Raw genomic sequence first — 15,027 nt, forward strand, 5'->3', positions numbered from 1 at the left:
GAGCGTAGCGCGATTTGCCGAAGAATGAAACGGGTCGTATCGTTTCGTTTCATGGGTAATGTGACCACTGCCGAGCCATCGGGGCCCCGCGCGGCCTCCCGGATCCGTCAGTCCGCGCGGGAGGTCCTGGCCGAACGCGGCTACGCGGACCTCACCGTCGAGGCGGTCGCGGCGAAGGCGGGCGTGGGCAAGTCGACCATCTACCGGTGGTGGCCGAACCGGGAGGCCTTGCTGGCCGACGCGCTGGCCGAGATCTTCAAAGGTGACGAGATCCCGGATCTCGGTGACACCCAGGCCGAGTTGCGGCTCGCCGTGGACATGACCATCGACAACTACGCGGACGCCGACCTGGCGATCGCCGTGCCCGCGCTGGCCGCCGACCTGGCACGCAGCCCTGAGTTGCTGGCGAGCTTCCGCGAGACGTTCCTGTTGCGCAAGCGCGACAACATCGCCGTCGCCCTGCGCCGCGGCATCGACCGCGGCGACCTGCCCGCCGCCCTCGACACCGGCCTGGTGCAGGACCTGTGGGCGGGCACCATCCTGTACCGCAGGCTGCTGAGCGGCTCCCCCTTGGACGACCAGCTCGCCGAACGCCTGGTCCGGCTGGTCTTCGACGCCTCGGCGACGCTGAGTTCCTGACCATGGGGCCAGGTCGTGCGGCACGTCAGCGCTTCAGGCGTGCCGGAGTTTCCGGAAGAACGTCGTCAGCTCGTCCTGGAGGAGCGCGGGCTCTTCTATGGGCAGGAAGTGGCCGCCTCTTCGGGGTTCGCTCCAGTGCCGGAGATCCGGGCAGGCGCGCTCGGCGAGCGTCCGCGGGAACCCCGCCATGACCGGCTCGTGGCTCAGCGTGATCGCCGTCGGCACGGTGATGTCCGACCGCGCGGAGTTGTGCTCCCAGTCGAAGTATTGCCGGAACGAGGTGCCGATCGAGCCCGTCGCCCAGTAGAGGGTGAGGATCGTCAGCAGGGTGTCACGGTCGAACCGCGTTTCCACCTCGCCCTGACAGTCGCTCCAGTCCCGGTATTTGTCGACGATCCACGCGGCCAGCCCGACCGGTGAGTCGAGCAGCGCGGCGGCGATGGTGTCGGGCCGCGTGCCCATGATGGCGCTGTAGCCGCCGTCACCCTCGTCGTAGACGGCTTCGGCGTCGATGAACGCCTGCTCCTCCGCCGACAGCGGCGGGTCCTCCATCGAGGCCGGGAACGGCGGATGGATCAGATGAATCCCGATCACCTGCTCCGGATAGAGCGCCCCCAGCCACCCGGTCGCCGCCCCGCCGATGTCACCGCCGAACGCGCCGTAACGCTCGTAGCCCAGGACCTCGGTCATCAGCGCGTGCAGCGTCCGCGCCATCGAGGCCCTGGTCAGCGGCTCGGCAGGCAGGTCCGAATAGAGGAAGCCGGGCATGGACGGGATCACCACGTCGAACGCGTCGGCCGGATCGCCCCCGTATCGTCCCGGATCGGCGAGCCGCGCCGCCAGCGGCAGCATCTCCACGAAGCTGCTCGGCCAGCCGTGGCTCAGCAGCAACGGCATGGGCGCGGGCCCGTTGCCGGGGATCTTCAGGAAGTGGGTACGCGTGCCGTCGATGTGCGCCATGCCGTGCGGCAGGGCGTTCAGCTCCGCCTCACGTGCCCGATAGTCGAATCCATCGGCCCAGTAGCCGATCAGGTCCCGCAGATAACCGAGATCCGCGCCGCCCCGCCACCGCTCACCCGTCGGGTCGCCGAACCGGGCGTTACGCAGCCGATGGCGCAGATCGTCGAGCACGTCGTCCGGCACGTCGATCCGAAACGGCGACCAGGTCACACTTCCTCCACTGCTCAGGTTGTCATGGCTAGCGGCCGGTGCGGCTGGCGACGATCACCTGCACCGTGTGCTCAAGAGCGTACGCCGGATCGGCTCCGCCGCCCTTGACCTGCTCGTCGGCGTCGGCCACCGCCTGGATGGCCCGTGACAGGCCCTCCGGACCCCAGCCGTTCAGCTGCCGCTTGACACGGTCGATCTTCCACGGCGGCATGCCGAGGTGGCTCGCCAGCTGCCCGCCCCTGAGGTTGCGCGGCGCTCCGCCGACCTTGGCCAGGCCCCGCAGCCCGCCCGCCAGCGCGCTCACCAGGAGCACGGGGGCCACGCCGGTGCCGAGCGCCCAGCGGAGCTGCTCCAGCGCCTCGGCCAGCCGCCCCTCGACCGCCGAATCGGCCACGTTGAACCCGGTGACCTCCGCCCGCCCCTTGTGATAGCGGGCCACGGCCGCCGCGTTGATCGTCTTGTCTTCCGTGTCGAACACCAGCTGGTTGCAGGCCGCGGCCAGCTCCCGCAGATCGTTGCCCACCGCCTCGAGCAGCGCCTGCGCGGCGTCGGCCGAGATGCCGCGCCCCGCCCGCTTGATCTCGCTCTTGACGAAGTCGAGCCGTTCGCCGGCCTTGGTGACCTTGCTGACGGTGACGACGCTCGCCCCCGCCTTCTTGACCCCGTCGACCAGCGCCTTGCCCTTCACCCCACCCGGGTGGACCAGGACGAGCACGGTGTCGTCGGAGGGGTGCGCCGCGTACTTCACGACCTCCGCGATGACGTCCTTGACGAGATCCTGCGCGGACCGGATCACCACCACGGAACGATCGCCGAACAGAGACGGCGAGGTCAGCTGGGTCAGCTCCCCCGGCGCCACCTTCCCGCCGATGAGATCATGCACGTCCGCGCCGCTGTCGGCCGCCCGCGCCGCCTCGATCACGCCGCTGACCGCCCGCTCGGCCAGCAACTCCTCGTCACCGACGACCAGGGTCACGAGTGCTGGATGGGTTCCCGCCATGCCGAGCAGCATGCCATGCACCACCGACAAGCCGGTACTCGACGATCCAGCCTGCTTCGCATCCGGCGGCGTGGCACTTCCGAAGCAGCGGCCACATCCGACGAAATCCTACTCAGTAGGGTTTCGTCATGATTTTCTAGAAACCCTACTGACGCGAAGCCGAAGCCGGGCGTAGCTTCGAAGCAACTCCATCGCCCGAGCCGAGGTGACCCATGACAAGTCACAGCACGATCATGGAAGCGCGGATGTCGCTCGCCACCCGGCTCAGGGACCTCCGAACCGCCCATACCGAGGACGGCCGGCGCATGACCGGCGACCGTCTGGCCGAGGCCATGGGATGGCGCGGGCGCAAGGCCCGCATCTCCAAGATCGAGAACGGGCAGCAGGTCCCCAGCGAGGACGACATCCGCGCCTGGGCCACCGCCTGCGGCGCCGAACACGAGATCCCCGACCTGCTCGCCGCCGCCCGTCATATCGACACGCTGTACACCGAATGGCGCCGCCTTGAGCGGAACGGACTCGGCCAGGTCCAGGAAGCGTTCATCCCGCTGTACGAGCGGACGACCCGGTTACGTGTGTGGCAGCACTCCACGGTGCCCGGCCTGCTGCAGACCGAGGCCTACGCCCGCGCCCACTTATCCACGATCATCTCCTTCCGCGGCATACCCGATGACCTGGAGCGGGCCGTGGCCGCGCGCATGGCGCAGCAGCAGTCGCTCGGCGGCGTGCGGCGCTTCGTGTTCGTGCTCGGTGAGCAGACACTGCGCACCCCCATGGTGAACCCCGCCGGGATGAACGCCCAGCTCGACAGACTGGCCACCTACACCCGGGACAATCCATACGTCAGCCTCGGCATCCTCCCGTACAGCCGCAAACCCCCCGTCATGCCGCCGGAGAACTTCTGGCTGTACGACGCCACCGAGGTCCGGGTCGATGGGGTGGCGGCGCAGTTCCGGATCAAGAAACCGGACGATGTCGCCGTCTATGAGAAGGCGTTCACGGCACTGGCCGAGGTGGCGGTGTACGGGCAGCCCGCGCTGGCTTGTATCGACGCGGCCCGCCGAGATCTTTAAGAAACATTTCGAAACTTACTTGAGCTGCGGCGACGCTGGTTCGTACCTTCGAGTCGGACCACTTCGCGGCGGTCGGAAGGCTCCCGGACTTCCAAAACCCCGGCCGCCGCAAGCAAAGAACCACCTCTGTGAGGAACCCGCTGTGTCACCCACCGCCTTATCCGCGGTCGTCTCCACATGCCGGCCCGCGACTTCACCGCCGTCGGCGCTCCGCGACCGCACTTTCGGCGTATCAGCCCCAGCACCGCGTCCTCACAGCTCTCGCCCGCTCCCCGCCGGCTCCCAGAACCACCGCCAGGCGTCCCGCGGGTCATCTTGGCAGCGCCCATCCCTTCGTGTAGCCCCCACCTCACGATTGGAGTACGGCAATGATCCCCCTGCTGGATCGGTCGGCCCTGACCGATCCGTGCGACCTCGTCGACGTGGGCCTGTTCGACCGGCTGGTCGAGCGAGTCGCGCGCGACTCCTGCACCACCACTGCCTACGCCGAGCGAATCATCCGGCAGACACTCGGTTTTCTTGCCGCATGTGCCCTCAATCCGGACTCCGGTCTGTCACCCTCGGAAGAGGTGGACAAGGGCTGGCACGCCTTCCTGCTCCACACCCGCGAGTACGCGGCGTTCTGCGAGCAGGTGGCCGGACGGTTCATCCATCACAGGCCCGACGACCCGGCAGGGGAAGCGCTTCGCCCCGCGGCTGAGCGAGTCGGCGCCACCGTACAAGCCATGCGTGCCGCCGGTCTCCCGGTGGACGTCGAGTTGTGGATCCCCGACGGCAGATGCGGTCAGTGCTACTCCGGCTGCGCCGACGACTCCGGAAGTGGAGGATGACGATGACCCGCCAACAATGGGAAGACCTCCCGGTCAGCGTACGCGAGAGGGTAGAGCTCGAATGCGGCGGCCCGGTGATCAAGGCGGAGCCCGCCGGCGAAGGCGTCATGCCCGGCATCGCGGCCCGGCTCCAGACCGCGAACCACAGCGTGTTCATCAAGGCCGTAGAGGCAGCCGGCATCGCGGCCAAGGCACACCGTACGGAGTCCTGGGCGGCGAGCGTCCTGCCCGACGAGGCTCCCGCACCGCACCTGCTGTGGCGAGGGCAGCAGGACGGCTGGCTGGTGACGGTGTTCGAGTACATCAACGACAACAGCCGCCACGTCGACCTGACACCCGGCTCCCCCGACCTGCCCGCCGTCCTGGACACGGTCTCCCTGCTCGGCGCCCTCCTCACCCCCTGTCCCCGGGGAGGTGCGCCGGTTATCGACAACATCCTGCCCCTCCTGGCCAAGGACTCCCACCTACGCGACAAAGGCATCCCCGCCGACCGCGACCTGTACGACACCGCGATCGAACGCTTCGAGCCAAGCGACCTCCGCGGCAACACCCTGCTGCACTACGACCTCGGTTCGAGCAACATGCTCATCTCCCAGGGGAGCGTGTACGTCATCGACTGGTCGTACGCCGCTCGGGGCGCCGCCTGGATCGACGCGGCCATGCTCGCCCCACGCCTCGTCGAAGCCGGACACACCCCACCAGAGGTGGACGAGCTACTGTCCCGCGTTCCGTCGTGGACGTCCGCCCCGCCCGACGCGGTGATCGGGCTGGCGGCACTGTGGACGCGGTTCCGCATCTACAAGGCTCGGTACGGGCCGGAGGAGATGCGCGAGTTCCGGGCGAGGGCGGCGGTGGCGGGGAAGACGTGGCTCGCGTACCGACAATCCTTGTGAGGTGCTGAGCCGCTGACGTTCAACGGCGCTGACGGTCTCGACCGCCACTGACGTACTCGACCGCTGACGCGCTTGGCCACTGGCGGGCCCGACCGCCGCTGGTGTGCTGAGCCGCTGGTGTGCTCGACCGCCACTGACGTGCCGGGCACCGCTGACGCGCTGAGCCACAGGTGTGAGCGCAGCTGGGGATCTCGGGCGGGGATTCTCAGGCGGGGGCCACAGATGTGGTGAGCAACTAACGCCCTGAGCCCGCGCCGAAAGCGCCCGCCCAGACAAGGGGCGCTCGCCGGGAGGGGGGCGAGCGCCCTCTGCCTGGGCGGGCGCCTCTGCCTGAGCGGGACGCCTTCGCATAGGGGCCGCCTTCGCCTGGCAGGCCTGCCGCGGCTAACTCGTCGACCACTGCCTGCCCTGAAGCCAACCGCCGACTGTTAGACCCGGACCTGGCGGCCGATGAACCGGGTCGGGACCGAGTAACGGTTGGTGCGGACGGTGATCTGGGAGAACCGGTCGACCCGTGGGGTGAACCAGCGGCCGGTCTCGAACGTCTCGACGGGCAACGGCTTCAACGACGGCCGTTCGACGGCGAACAGCTCGCCGATCGTGCGGGGACGGGTCCCGATCCGCCGGGCCTCGTCGGCCAGATCCCACTCGTCGATCAGCATGTTCAAGTGCGCCAGCGAGTCGATCTCGGGGACGGGAACGAAGTGGTTGCGGCGAAACCAGCCGATCTGGCCCTCGAGGCCGCCTTTCTCGTGAGCGCCCTCGATTCCCGGCGTGCAGTAGAACGGCTCGATGCCGTAGTGGGACCGAAATGCGGTCCACCGGTCGGTCTCGACCCGGCGCCGCGTGAAGCCGAGCACCGACGCTTGGCGACGTAGGCGCGCACGACCTGGTAGGACACGTCGTCCATCGCGTGCTCGTCGATCAACCGGCGATAGATCCGGACCACCGTGTGACGCTGCTTCCTCGGCGCATCCAGATCAGCCAGCAGCATCTGGCTTGAACGGATCCAGCTTGGAACGGCGAGGCGCGTACGGTTCCCGAGGTTGCGGCCACGCCGAACTCAGCGCCTTCTGAACAGTCCGCCAGCCCACCCGGTACTTGCGCTCCAGCGCCCGGTTCGACATGCCCTCGCGAGCGTCACGCCGCAGCGCGGCATACAACTCGACCTTCGACTGACCAGGCGGCATCGGCGGTGCTCCTTCACTGAGCACATTCACCTTGCCACCGCAACCCCGCGAGTGACATTACTTCTCACGAACAACTTCCCAGCTAACCAGCCGGTGACATCCACTCAGACGGACAACTGACAACCCACAAACACCGTCAGAGCCATCCTTGCGAAAACCATTGGTGCCCGGCTTGCTCCGCTGATGAACTGACGTCCTACCGTGAGTCTGCCGCGTGACGGAGGTAGTGGTTGTGACAGGTTATGACGTGCTTGCCGAGGTGTACGAATGGCTCATCTCGGATGCAAAGTTGCCTCCAGCCGAGTTCGCTGCGTCGTTCGACGGCGTCCTCAATCTCCTGCCGTCGAACGCTCACGTCCTCGACTGTTCGTGCGGAACCGGACAGTTGGCGGTTGGCCTCGCCGGTCGTGGCATGCAGGTTGTCGCAACTGACGCCAGCGAGGCGATGGTTCGTCGGACTGCAGAGTTGTCTGAGGAGTTCGGGGCATCCGTCCAGGCCGTACGGGCGAACTGGGAAGAGTTGCCCGACCATTTCCAGGACAACACGTTCGACATGGTGTTCTGCGTTGGCAACTCGCTTCACCATGCCACGGGCGCGACAGGCAGGGGTGCTGCTCTGGAGTCGATGTCACGGCTTCTGCGCCCCGGCGGGCGCTTGGTACTCACATCCCGCACTTGGGAACTCGTGAGGGCCAGAGGTTCCCGGCTGGACATCAGTGACCGACTCGTCCGCCGGAACGGTCGCGATGCCATCGTGGTCTACCGCTGGGAGATTGCGCCGCATTGGGAGGAGGAGCACCACATCGAGATTGCGATCGCGCAAGTTGATGCGACCGGGTTGGTTCTTGTCCGCTCGGAACTGCTGTCCTGCTGGCCCTACCGGTACGAGGAACTCGAAGTCGAGCTGCACCGGGTCGGACTCCAAACGGAACTGAGCACGTTCGATCTTGAGGCCGAGAACTACATGGTGGTCGCGAGCAAGGTATAAACACCGGACTCTCAGTCCCTGGCCGGACCGCGCGGTTGCTCGCAGGACGCTTGCGCCCTCTCATCGGTGCGGGTTCAAGTGGTCAACGCAACGCCTCGGACGAGGAGTGCTCGTCGATCAGACGGCGGTAGATCCGGGGTGACGGTGTGGCGCTGTTTCCTGGTCGCGTCCAGATCAATGAGCAGGATCTCGTCGATCAGCAGCGTGAACGGATCCAGCTTCGACGGCCGCGCCGAAGCGGTTGTCGTGCGTGGCTGCGGCCAAGCCGAGGGCAGGGCCTTGTTGACCGTGCTCCAGGTGACGCCGTACTTGCACTGCAACGCCCGGTTCGACATGCCATCGCGGGAGTCGCGCCGCAGCGCGGCGTACAACTCGACCTTCGACTGGCCAGGCGGCATCGGGGGTGCTCCTTTACTGAGCACATCCAGCTTGACACCGCAACCCCGATGGTGACGTCAGCTTTCACGAACAACTGACGTCACCAGCTACCGACAGAACCACAGCTCGGTATCGAGGATGCGTCGGTGGTGAAGCGGTACACCGAGCGGCCGAAGACGGCGTACGAGCACGCGTGAGAGATCCGGGACGCCTACGAGTACCACGAGTACGAGGATGCGGAGTGGTCGCGGCGGTTCCGCACGTTCCTGCACGGACGGGCCTGGACGCACGCCGAGGGCCCCAAGGCGCTGTTTGACCACGCGGTGGGCTGGTTGCGCCGCAACCGGGTGCTGCTGCCGGGGGTGAGCGTGCTTGCCCGGCAGGTGTCGGAGGTGCGGAAGGTCGCGGACAGGCGGCTGCACCACACTTCGGGGCGAGCCCCCGCCGCGCCGCCGCCATCCGCGACCGGCGCGCCGCTGTACTGGCCGCCGCCCACGCCACTCATCCCAAACGGTTCGCCAGCGGCGGCCTGCCCACCCCGCCCGACCTGCCCGGCCCCGCCCGGATCAACAAGCCCAAGACCAACGCACCCGAGGACGCCACAGAGAAGACAACACAGAATTAGCCCAGCTCAACTGCCTTGATCCAATTGACAGGTTCCGTTTCGCCGCAGGCCCTGAGGGGAAACCCATGTGGGCACTCCCTGCAGCGACAAGATCCCGCCCGATCATGATGATCAGACGGGATCCGTCAACATCATCAGCCGATTCGAGAACATCATTGCCGCCTGGGCGGTTTCTCGATCAGCATGCTGGTCGAGCGCGCCATCCGGTACACGATGCTGCATCTAGGTTCGCAGGGCGCGGACCAGGATGTGCCTTCACTGCTTGACTTGCGGGTGCTTAGCGGCGATCGCGGCGTCGGGATCGGAAAGGCAGACCCCTACGCACTCATGCTCGAAATTCGCGCTGCTGGCCCGAGCGGAACCACATCCCGCGATGCTGGGCCAAGGAGCACCTGCCCAGGGCCCACGGACGACCCTAAGGTCGCTGCACGTCACGGCGACGCGGTACCTGGTCCTGCCGGCGACGGCGGTGCTGCATGCCGTCCAGGCCCCGTTGCCATCGTCAGTGAAGTAGACCGGACACCAGATGTGGTCCGCAGCGTTCGAGGTGGAAGAGGCGGAGGCCGGGACCGCTGTCAGCGATATGCCGGCGACTGCAGCGAACACCGTGACGAGCGCCAAAGCGGTATGGCTCAATGCGATTTCTACTTGCTTCGCGACGGATTTGACAGCGAGCACTGTGGCTTTCCTTCCGGATTCGAGCGCCGTTTCTGGGTGCTCCCGCAATTTACCGGAACGATCTTTTATGAAACTTTGCTGCTCCTGTCAGTCGGTTTGATAAGAGCATTACGAGGTTCTCGGTCGAAGCACTGTTGGCAGCAGTTCTACAGGTATGGCCACTTGAGTGACTGTGCCATGGACCCGTCGAAGTTCACGCATAACAGCGCATCGGAGCGTATGGCCGGCTCAGGTCACAGCGCACAATACGGCGCGGGCCCCGGCGGGAGAGAGCACGGGCCAACGTCCAGGGTCCAGGAAAGCGAGAACATCGGCGTTCCCCCGATGGGGACACCTATGCCCAGAAGGAATCCGGTTTCTCGCTTGTCCCGCGACCAGTACGATGTGCCGATCCATCTCACCTCCATTTGCGGCCACGTGGGCGAAGGTGAAGTCTCCAGAGCCAGCTTTTCACAGGTTTGCAGGGAGGTACCGGCCGAGACGGGCCCGGCCGTGATGTTGAGAGGTATGCTTCCGCAGCCGCTCAGCGTCGTGCTGCCCCTCGGGCTGTAGTCATTCAAGACCATCGGTGCCGAGGTGGCCGAGGGACGAGCCCCCACCGAGCAGGCGTAGACCTGCCAGAAGTCGGGGCCACCTTCCCGCGCGCCACAGGTCGCATAGACACGGGCCGCGTAGTTCCAGCGCGTTGCACCGACATAGTTCATGATCCCCCATTGGAAGCAGTAGGGTTGCATGATGCCGACGCGGGCTGCGTCTTCGAACGGGCCCCAGCACTGCGGCTGCTGCCACTGTGTTTCCGCTTGGGTTGTCACGTTGCCGTCGGCCTGTATGGCGGAGGGAGTCGGCGTGTCGGTTTGTCCCGTGACCGTCTTACGACCCGAGGCATCGGTCGCCACGTTGACAGTTACCGGCGCGCTGCCGCGAGGCTTGACGATACAGCCTTCCCCGTAGTCTTGAACCTCGTAATCATGGGCGCTGATGCTGAGCTTCAGTCGATCCTTCGTCAGCCGAACGAATTTGTGGATGGCTGCCTGTTGCTCGCTGATGCTGCCACATTCCGAAGCCGACGCGCGACTGGTTTCCGCGGCTCCCGTGCCGGATGGCAGTGTTACAAGGGTGATCGCGGCGGCGACTATCGCCGATAATAGCTTTTTCACGACTGTCCTTTCTCACGCTGCGTCTTGACTGGAAGAGTACTGGGGTAAGTTGTGGAACGGTGGAGTTCGCGCCTCTTTTGCTGACTTGAAGGGCGGGAGGAGCGATCTCGTGATCGTCGCGGCGATGATCCGCGCACGTGAAGTCCCGATCTCCATTGATATTGTTGCGATCGATACGCTTCCCGCTGTGGACATTCCGGCTTTCACGTGCCACGTCGACTGCGTGCCACGCTTCGACGGTAAGATATGTTCGTTCCACCGTCGATCAGCGCTTGGGCTCACCGACTTCTGCCCCGCGTGCCGACAATGCGATATTGTGGACGGCGTACCGTAGTTTGCCGAGAATGACGGTGGGGATGACGCCCATGCGACCGTCGCTGCCATTGCTGCCTAAAGAGACGAAGATCGCAGGGTGGTCTCATTTTGATACACCATGATTTTGGATGCGGCCGCATGACCGTTTCCCCGCCATATTGCTATTCAGAATCGGCTGGCTTCAGTCACTGACAGTGCTTCAATCACGCCCAGGCGAACCACCACCCTCCTCCGGTTGGGTGATACCTGCACGGGTCGGTAATGACGTGCTCGATATCCCATTCTCTCTGCGACCTCTGGCACTCGGCCAAGCTGCCGAACGGGCCTATCCACCCGTTCATGAAATAGCCTGCATCGCTGCTCGATGATTGCGGTCCGCTAAACTGGCCGCCCTCAGCGGCGACCGCCGGCACGATCGGCACGGCCATTGCAGCCATGATGGCCGAGCCCATGACGAGCCTTGCCACAAATCTCATCTGCCAGGTCCTCCTTCTCTGGAAAGTTCTCCTCCTGAGGGCGTTGCGCCGGATTCCATAAACGCGAACGCGATGAACGTCGCCAAGCCCCTTGACGAATCGACGCTAGCGCTCAAGAAGTCGCCATAAGAAGGTGTCCCATGGCTGCTGTTCCGGCGGCGGTATACCGAGCAACAACACGCGATTGTTTACTCGGATGGCTTGGATCATAGATCGTCTCGCTTTCGTCTAGCTGTCGCCAAGCTGTCGTCGAGCAGTCACGGCTCGTGGACGTCGATCAATTCTTTAATTCGCATGATGTGCCGCCAATCGAGAGCGCGGAGACGGGAATGGTGATGACGTACGCCGCGTTGGTACCCACATTCGACATACATGGCCCAGGAACGCAGGCCCCACGACCTGCCCGAACGGGGTCGTCACCGGCCCGGCATGAAGATCAACTGCCTTCCGCTAGCTTCTGCGCTCAGCCCATCGAGGCCCCCGGCCCACCGCCGCGGGTCGGCGGCTTCGGCACGTACCTGCCGATGCCGTTGAGGGCTGGCAGAGAAATCACACGCTGAGTTGATCTTGTGCGTGATGGTGCTGCGCTGGGAGTGTAGGTGGTGAGATCTGCTGCGGTGCAGAGGCGCTTGGGCACGGGCGTGATCGTGTAGCCCGCCTGTTCGACCAGGGGCCGCCGGAGGGGGCGTCCGCCTCAGGAGTCAGCCACCTCAGGAGTCAGCCACCGGAGAAGACAGACACCGGAGGGGCAGCCGCCTGAGGGGTCGACCGCGCCCGATGGGCCGGTGCCGGACGCCACCAACGGCAGATCGTTGGCTACGGGCCGCGGGCGACCACCGCCAGCCGTCCGTCCTGTTCGATCACCGCGAGGTCGCCTGACTGGTCGGTGCGGTAGACGCGGGCACCGAGGCGTTGCAGGAGCGCGATCGTGGACGGGGCTGGATGGCCGTAGTCGTTGTCGGCGCCCACGCTGATCAGTGCCGCGCGAGCGCCGACAGATGCGAAGAAGGCCGGGTCCAGCCGGCGCGAGCCGTGGTGCGGGACCTTGAGTACGTCTGCTCGCGGGGCGAGGCGGCGCAGCAGTTCGTCTTGGGCCTCGGTCTCGATGTCTCCGCTCAGGAGGGCGGAGCCTGCTCGCCAGCGTACGTGGGCCACGACGCTGGCATTATTGATCAAGCTGCCTTCCCCTTGGCCACCAGCCTTACCCTGCGACGGATCGGGGGCGAGGATGGTCACCTCGGAGGGGCCCAGCTGCCAGCGACTGCCCGAGGGTGGTGTCCACTCAGGGATCCGGTAGCGGGCGAGGATGGTCGCGATGCGGCTGCTCTCCTGCGGGGCGACGCGTTGCGGGCTGACGATGACCGCGCCGACGTGCCTGTTCTTGAGTACACCGGGGAGCCCGTCCACGTGGTCGGCGTGCGGGTGCGTGAGGAGTAGCAGGGGTACGTCGCGTACGTCCAGTCTGCGAAGACAGCGGTCCATGACGACGGGGTCCGGTCCGGTGTCGACGACGATGCCCCGGCCGGGACCGGCGGCCAGCACAATGCCGTCACCTTGTCCGACGTCACAGACCACCATCAGCCAGTTCGGGGGCGGCCATGGCTTGGCCACCGGACGAACGACGAGCACGACCACGAGTGCCACACCGGCCATCGTGAGAGCCACCGTCCGCCAGGCTCGGTGTCGAAGCACGGGGATCGCCACAGCCACGGCGATCAGCAGAAGGCCGAGCCCCGGAAGCCCGCCCGGCCACGGAAGTGTGGCGAGCGGCACGCCCACGGCCCACTGGGCGACCATGATGATCCAGCCGACCGCGTACCCGGCCGGGATGACCAGCCATTGAGCCGCCTGAGGCCAAAAGGGGGCCACCAACGCGGCAACGAACCCGAGGATGGTCGCGGGCGCCACTGCCGGGCCCGCGAGCAGGTTGGCGGGGATCGCCACGAGGGTGAGCTGACCGGACATCAGCACGAGAACCGGTGTCACAGCGACCTGCGCCGCCGCAGACACGGCCACCGCCTCCGCCGCCCATCGAGGAAGCCGCAGATGACGCCGCGACGGCGAACGGATCGGAGCAGAGGGCGACGCCGCCGACGCCAGGACATCATCGGATGTGGCCACACCGTCGAACGCCGTATCGAGCGTGGCGGCACTACGAAGTACCGAGTCGGAGGCGACAGCGCCACAGACCGCCGAGTCGAACGTGACGGCACCACGGGTCGCCGAATTGGACACAGCACAGCACCACGCCGGATCCGACGCCATGGAACCACGAAATACCGCAGTGGACGCGACACCACCACCACACGCCGAACCGCACACACCAGCACCACCAAGCACCGCAGCAGACGCGACACCACCACCGCACGCCGGATCAGATGCGACGGCGCCACGGGGTGCCGGGTCGCTGTGACGCCTGGCGTCGCCGGCCCTGGTGGAGACGGGTCTCTCGTGGTCCGAGTCGTCGTGGAGGGCGGCATCGGCCGGGGTCTCCGCGGGGTCAGGGCCGGTGAAGCGGGCTCGCCAGCGGGGAGCGAGGAGGAGGATGCCGGCGGTGGCGGATACCGACAGGGCGAAGCCGTACGAGTGGGCCAGTTCGGGGTCGAACAGGATGAGCAGCAGGATCGACGCCGACAGGGCCGCCACTCCATCCTTGGTCCGGCCGGTGCCGAGGGCTACGGCGGCGGTCAAGCCCATGAGCAGAGCCCGGAGGACACTCGGCGAGGGCCTTGCCACCACGGCGAACGCGATCATGGCGACGGCGGCGAGGACGGCTCTCAGGGCGAGCGGGAGTCCTGCCAGGCGGGAGACGGCCAGGACGGCGCTTGCGACTATCGCCAGGTTCGCGCCGCTCACCGCGTTCAAGTGGCTCAAGCCTGCTTCGGTGAGATCTGCGGTGAGTTGGCGGTCCATGCGGGAGACGTCGCCAACGACCAAACCCGGAAGGAGGCCGCGCTGGTCTGCCGGGAGTATGTCTGCGGCCGTCCGTAGGCCCGCTCGGAGGGTGCCTGCCGCGGCTTGGATCCATGACGGGGATGTGAGGACATGCGGTGGACCACGGACGAGGAGAACGGCGCTTATCAGGTCCCCTGGGGTCGCCTGGGCGAGGCGGGCGGTTACTTCCAGGCGCTGGCTTGGGAGGAGGCGGGTCCATTCGGAGCCTTGGGCGAAGACGATCACGGGGGTGTTGACGGCCAGCCGGGTTGCCGGGGTTTGAAGCAGGGTCAGGGTGGCGGGGATGACTATTCGGTCTTGGGTGAAGCGTCCGCCTCGATGGCGTCTGACCTTCGGGTCGTCGGTGAGGGTGATCTGTGCGGTGACCTGTGCTTCGCGGGTCGCCAGGGCGACCACGGGGCCGGTGCTCACGGCGTGAACGCGGAGGGCTACCGAAGCCGAGGTCGCGGCGACGCAGGTGAGAGTCGCGATCACCACATTGCGCCAGAGCCGTCGAACGGCGCCGGGAACCGGTCCCGAGGACGGACGAGCGGACACGATCCGCCTGAGCACGGCGAGGGAGCCGGAGGCTCGGAGGCGTGTAGGAAACGGGTGTCCAGGCCAGATGCGCGTGAGGCCGCGGATAGGTGAGAAGCACCTTAGGGCCATGCGGGTAAGCGG

The 15,027-nt window shown here is 66.5% G+C and carries 15 protein-coding genes; 7 read left to right on the forward strand and 8 right to left on the reverse strand.

Going from position 1 to position 15,027, the window contains the following annotated elements:
- Nucleotides 1–51: 51 nt before the first annotated feature.
- On the forward strand, nt 52–639 hold the full coding sequence (locus KME78_RS05265; protein ID WP_219527596.1) for a TetR/AcrR family transcriptional regulator: 588 nt from the start codon (nt 52–54) through the stop codon (nt 637–639).
- Between the two features lie 33 nt (nt 640–672).
- Here KME78_RS05265 and KME78_RS05270 read toward each other — a convergent pair whose 3' ends face one another.
- Nucleotides 673–1,809: an epoxide hydrolase family protein gene (locus tag KME78_RS05270; RefSeq protein ID WP_219527597.1), complete on the reverse strand. Its 1,137-nt coding sequence runs from the start codon at nt 1,807–1,809 to the stop codon at nt 673–675.
- A 28-nt stretch (nt 1,810–1,837) separates the two neighbouring features.
- Nucleotides 1,838–2,821 carry a DNA polymerase III subunit delta gene (gene holA, locus KME78_RS05275; protein ID WP_219527721.1) on the reverse strand — a complete coding sequence of 328 codons (984 nt, stop codon included), beginning with the start codon at nt 2,819–2,821 and terminating at the stop codon, nt 1,838–1,840.
- 200 nt (nt 2,822–3,021) lie between these two features.
- On the opposite strand from holA, the gene KME78_RS05280 reads away from it, so the two are divergent.
- The 3 genes from KME78_RS05280 to KME78_RS05290 all read left to right on the forward strand — a co-directional run bounded on the left by KME78_RS05280 (nt 3,022) and on the right by KME78_RS05290 (nt 5,605).
- Nucleotides 3,022–3,882: a helix-turn-helix domain-containing protein gene (locus KME78_RS05280; protein WP_219527598.1), complete on the forward strand. Its 861-nt coding sequence runs from the start codon at nt 3,022–3,024 to the stop codon at nt 3,880–3,882.
- 368 nt (nt 3,883–4,250) lie between these two features.
- The gene (locus KME78_RS05285) at nt 4,251–4,712 is read left to right on the forward strand and encodes a glycine-rich domain-containing protein (protein ID WP_219527599.1); all 462 of its coding nucleotides are present in this window, start codon (nt 4,251–4,253) and stop codon (nt 4,710–4,712) included.
- A 2-nt stretch (nt 4,713–4,714) separates the two neighbouring features.
- Nucleotides 4,715–5,605 carry a phosphotransferase family protein gene (locus KME78_RS05290; RefSeq protein WP_219527600.1) on the forward strand — a complete coding sequence of 297 codons (891 nt, stop codon included), beginning with the start codon at nt 4,715–4,717 and terminating at the stop codon, nt 5,603–5,605.
- 428 nt (nt 5,606–6,033) lie between these two features.
- Here KME78_RS05290 and KME78_RS05295 read toward each other — a convergent pair whose 3' ends face one another.
- Nucleotides 6,034–6,465, reverse strand: a complete 432-nt coding sequence (locus KME78_RS05295; protein WP_219527601.1) for a Mu transposase domain-containing protein — start codon at nt 6,463–6,465, stop codon at nt 6,034–6,036.
- Between the two features lie 120 nt (nt 6,466–6,585).
- Entirely contained in the window at nt 6,586–6,825 is a 240-nt protein-coding gene (locus KME78_RS05300) for a hypothetical protein (RefSeq protein WP_219527602.1), read from the reverse strand.
- 184 nt (nt 6,826–7,009) lie between these two features.
- Between KME78_RS05300 and KME78_RS05305 the strand changes: the two genes are divergently transcribed.
- Nucleotides 7,010–7,783, forward strand: a complete 774-nt coding sequence (locus tag KME78_RS05305; protein ID WP_219527603.1) for a class I SAM-dependent methyltransferase — start codon at nt 7,010–7,012, stop codon at nt 7,781–7,783.
- A gap of 74 nt (nt 7,784–7,857) precedes the next feature.
- On the opposite strand, the gene KME78_RS05310 is transcribed toward KME78_RS05305, so the two are convergent.
- Nucleotides 7,858–8,181, reverse strand: a complete 324-nt coding sequence (locus KME78_RS05310) for a hypothetical protein (protein ID WP_219527604.1) — start codon at nt 8,179–8,181, stop codon at nt 7,858–7,860.
- Nucleotides 8,182–8,361: 180 nt separating this feature from the next.
- Here KME78_RS05310 and KME78_RS05315 point away from each other — a divergent pair, with 180 nt between their 5' ends.
- Nucleotides 8,362–8,805: a DUF4158 domain-containing protein gene (locus KME78_RS05315; protein WP_219527722.1), complete on the forward strand. Its 444-nt coding sequence runs from the start codon at nt 8,362–8,364 to the stop codon at nt 8,803–8,805.
- Between the two features lie 892 nt (nt 8,806–9,697).
- Here KME78_RS05315 and KME78_RS05320 read toward each other — a convergent pair.
- Nucleotides 9,698–10,621 (reverse strand): hypothetical protein, encoded by a 924-nt coding sequence (locus tag KME78_RS05320; RefSeq protein WP_219527605.1) that lies wholly within the window; start codon nt 10,619–10,621, stop codon nt 9,698–9,700.
- A 109-nt stretch (nt 10,622–10,730) separates the two neighbouring features.
- On the opposite strand from KME78_RS05320, the gene KME78_RS05325 reads away from it, so the two are divergent.
- Nucleotides 10,731–10,955: a hypothetical protein gene (locus tag KME78_RS05325; protein WP_219527606.1), complete on the forward strand. Its 225-nt coding sequence runs from the start codon at nt 10,731–10,733 to the stop codon at nt 10,953–10,955.
- 184 nt (nt 10,956–11,139) lie between these two features.
- Here the strand turns inward: KME78_RS05325 and KME78_RS05330 are convergent, their stop codons facing one another.
- Together KME78_RS05330 and KME78_RS05335 are read right to left on the reverse strand one after the other, a co-directional pair.
- Complete coding sequence (locus tag KME78_RS05330) at nt 11,140–11,412, reverse strand: hypothetical protein (RefSeq protein ID WP_219527607.1); 273 nt, start codon at nt 11,410–11,412, stop codon at nt 11,140–11,142.
- Between the two features lie 816 nt (nt 11,413–12,228).
- Nucleotides 12,229–15,015: a ComEC/Rec2 family competence protein gene (locus KME78_RS05335; RefSeq protein WP_281428603.1), complete on the reverse strand. Its 2,787-nt coding sequence runs from the start codon at nt 15,013–15,015 to the stop codon at nt 12,229–12,231.
- Nucleotides 15,016–15,027 lie beyond the last annotated feature (12 nt).

This window comes from Nonomuraea guangzhouensis (assembly GCF_019396345.1).
In the GTDB taxonomy this organism is placed as follows: Bacteria; Actinomycetota; Actinomycetes; order Streptosporangiales; family Streptosporangiaceae; genus Nonomuraea; species Nonomuraea guangzhouensis.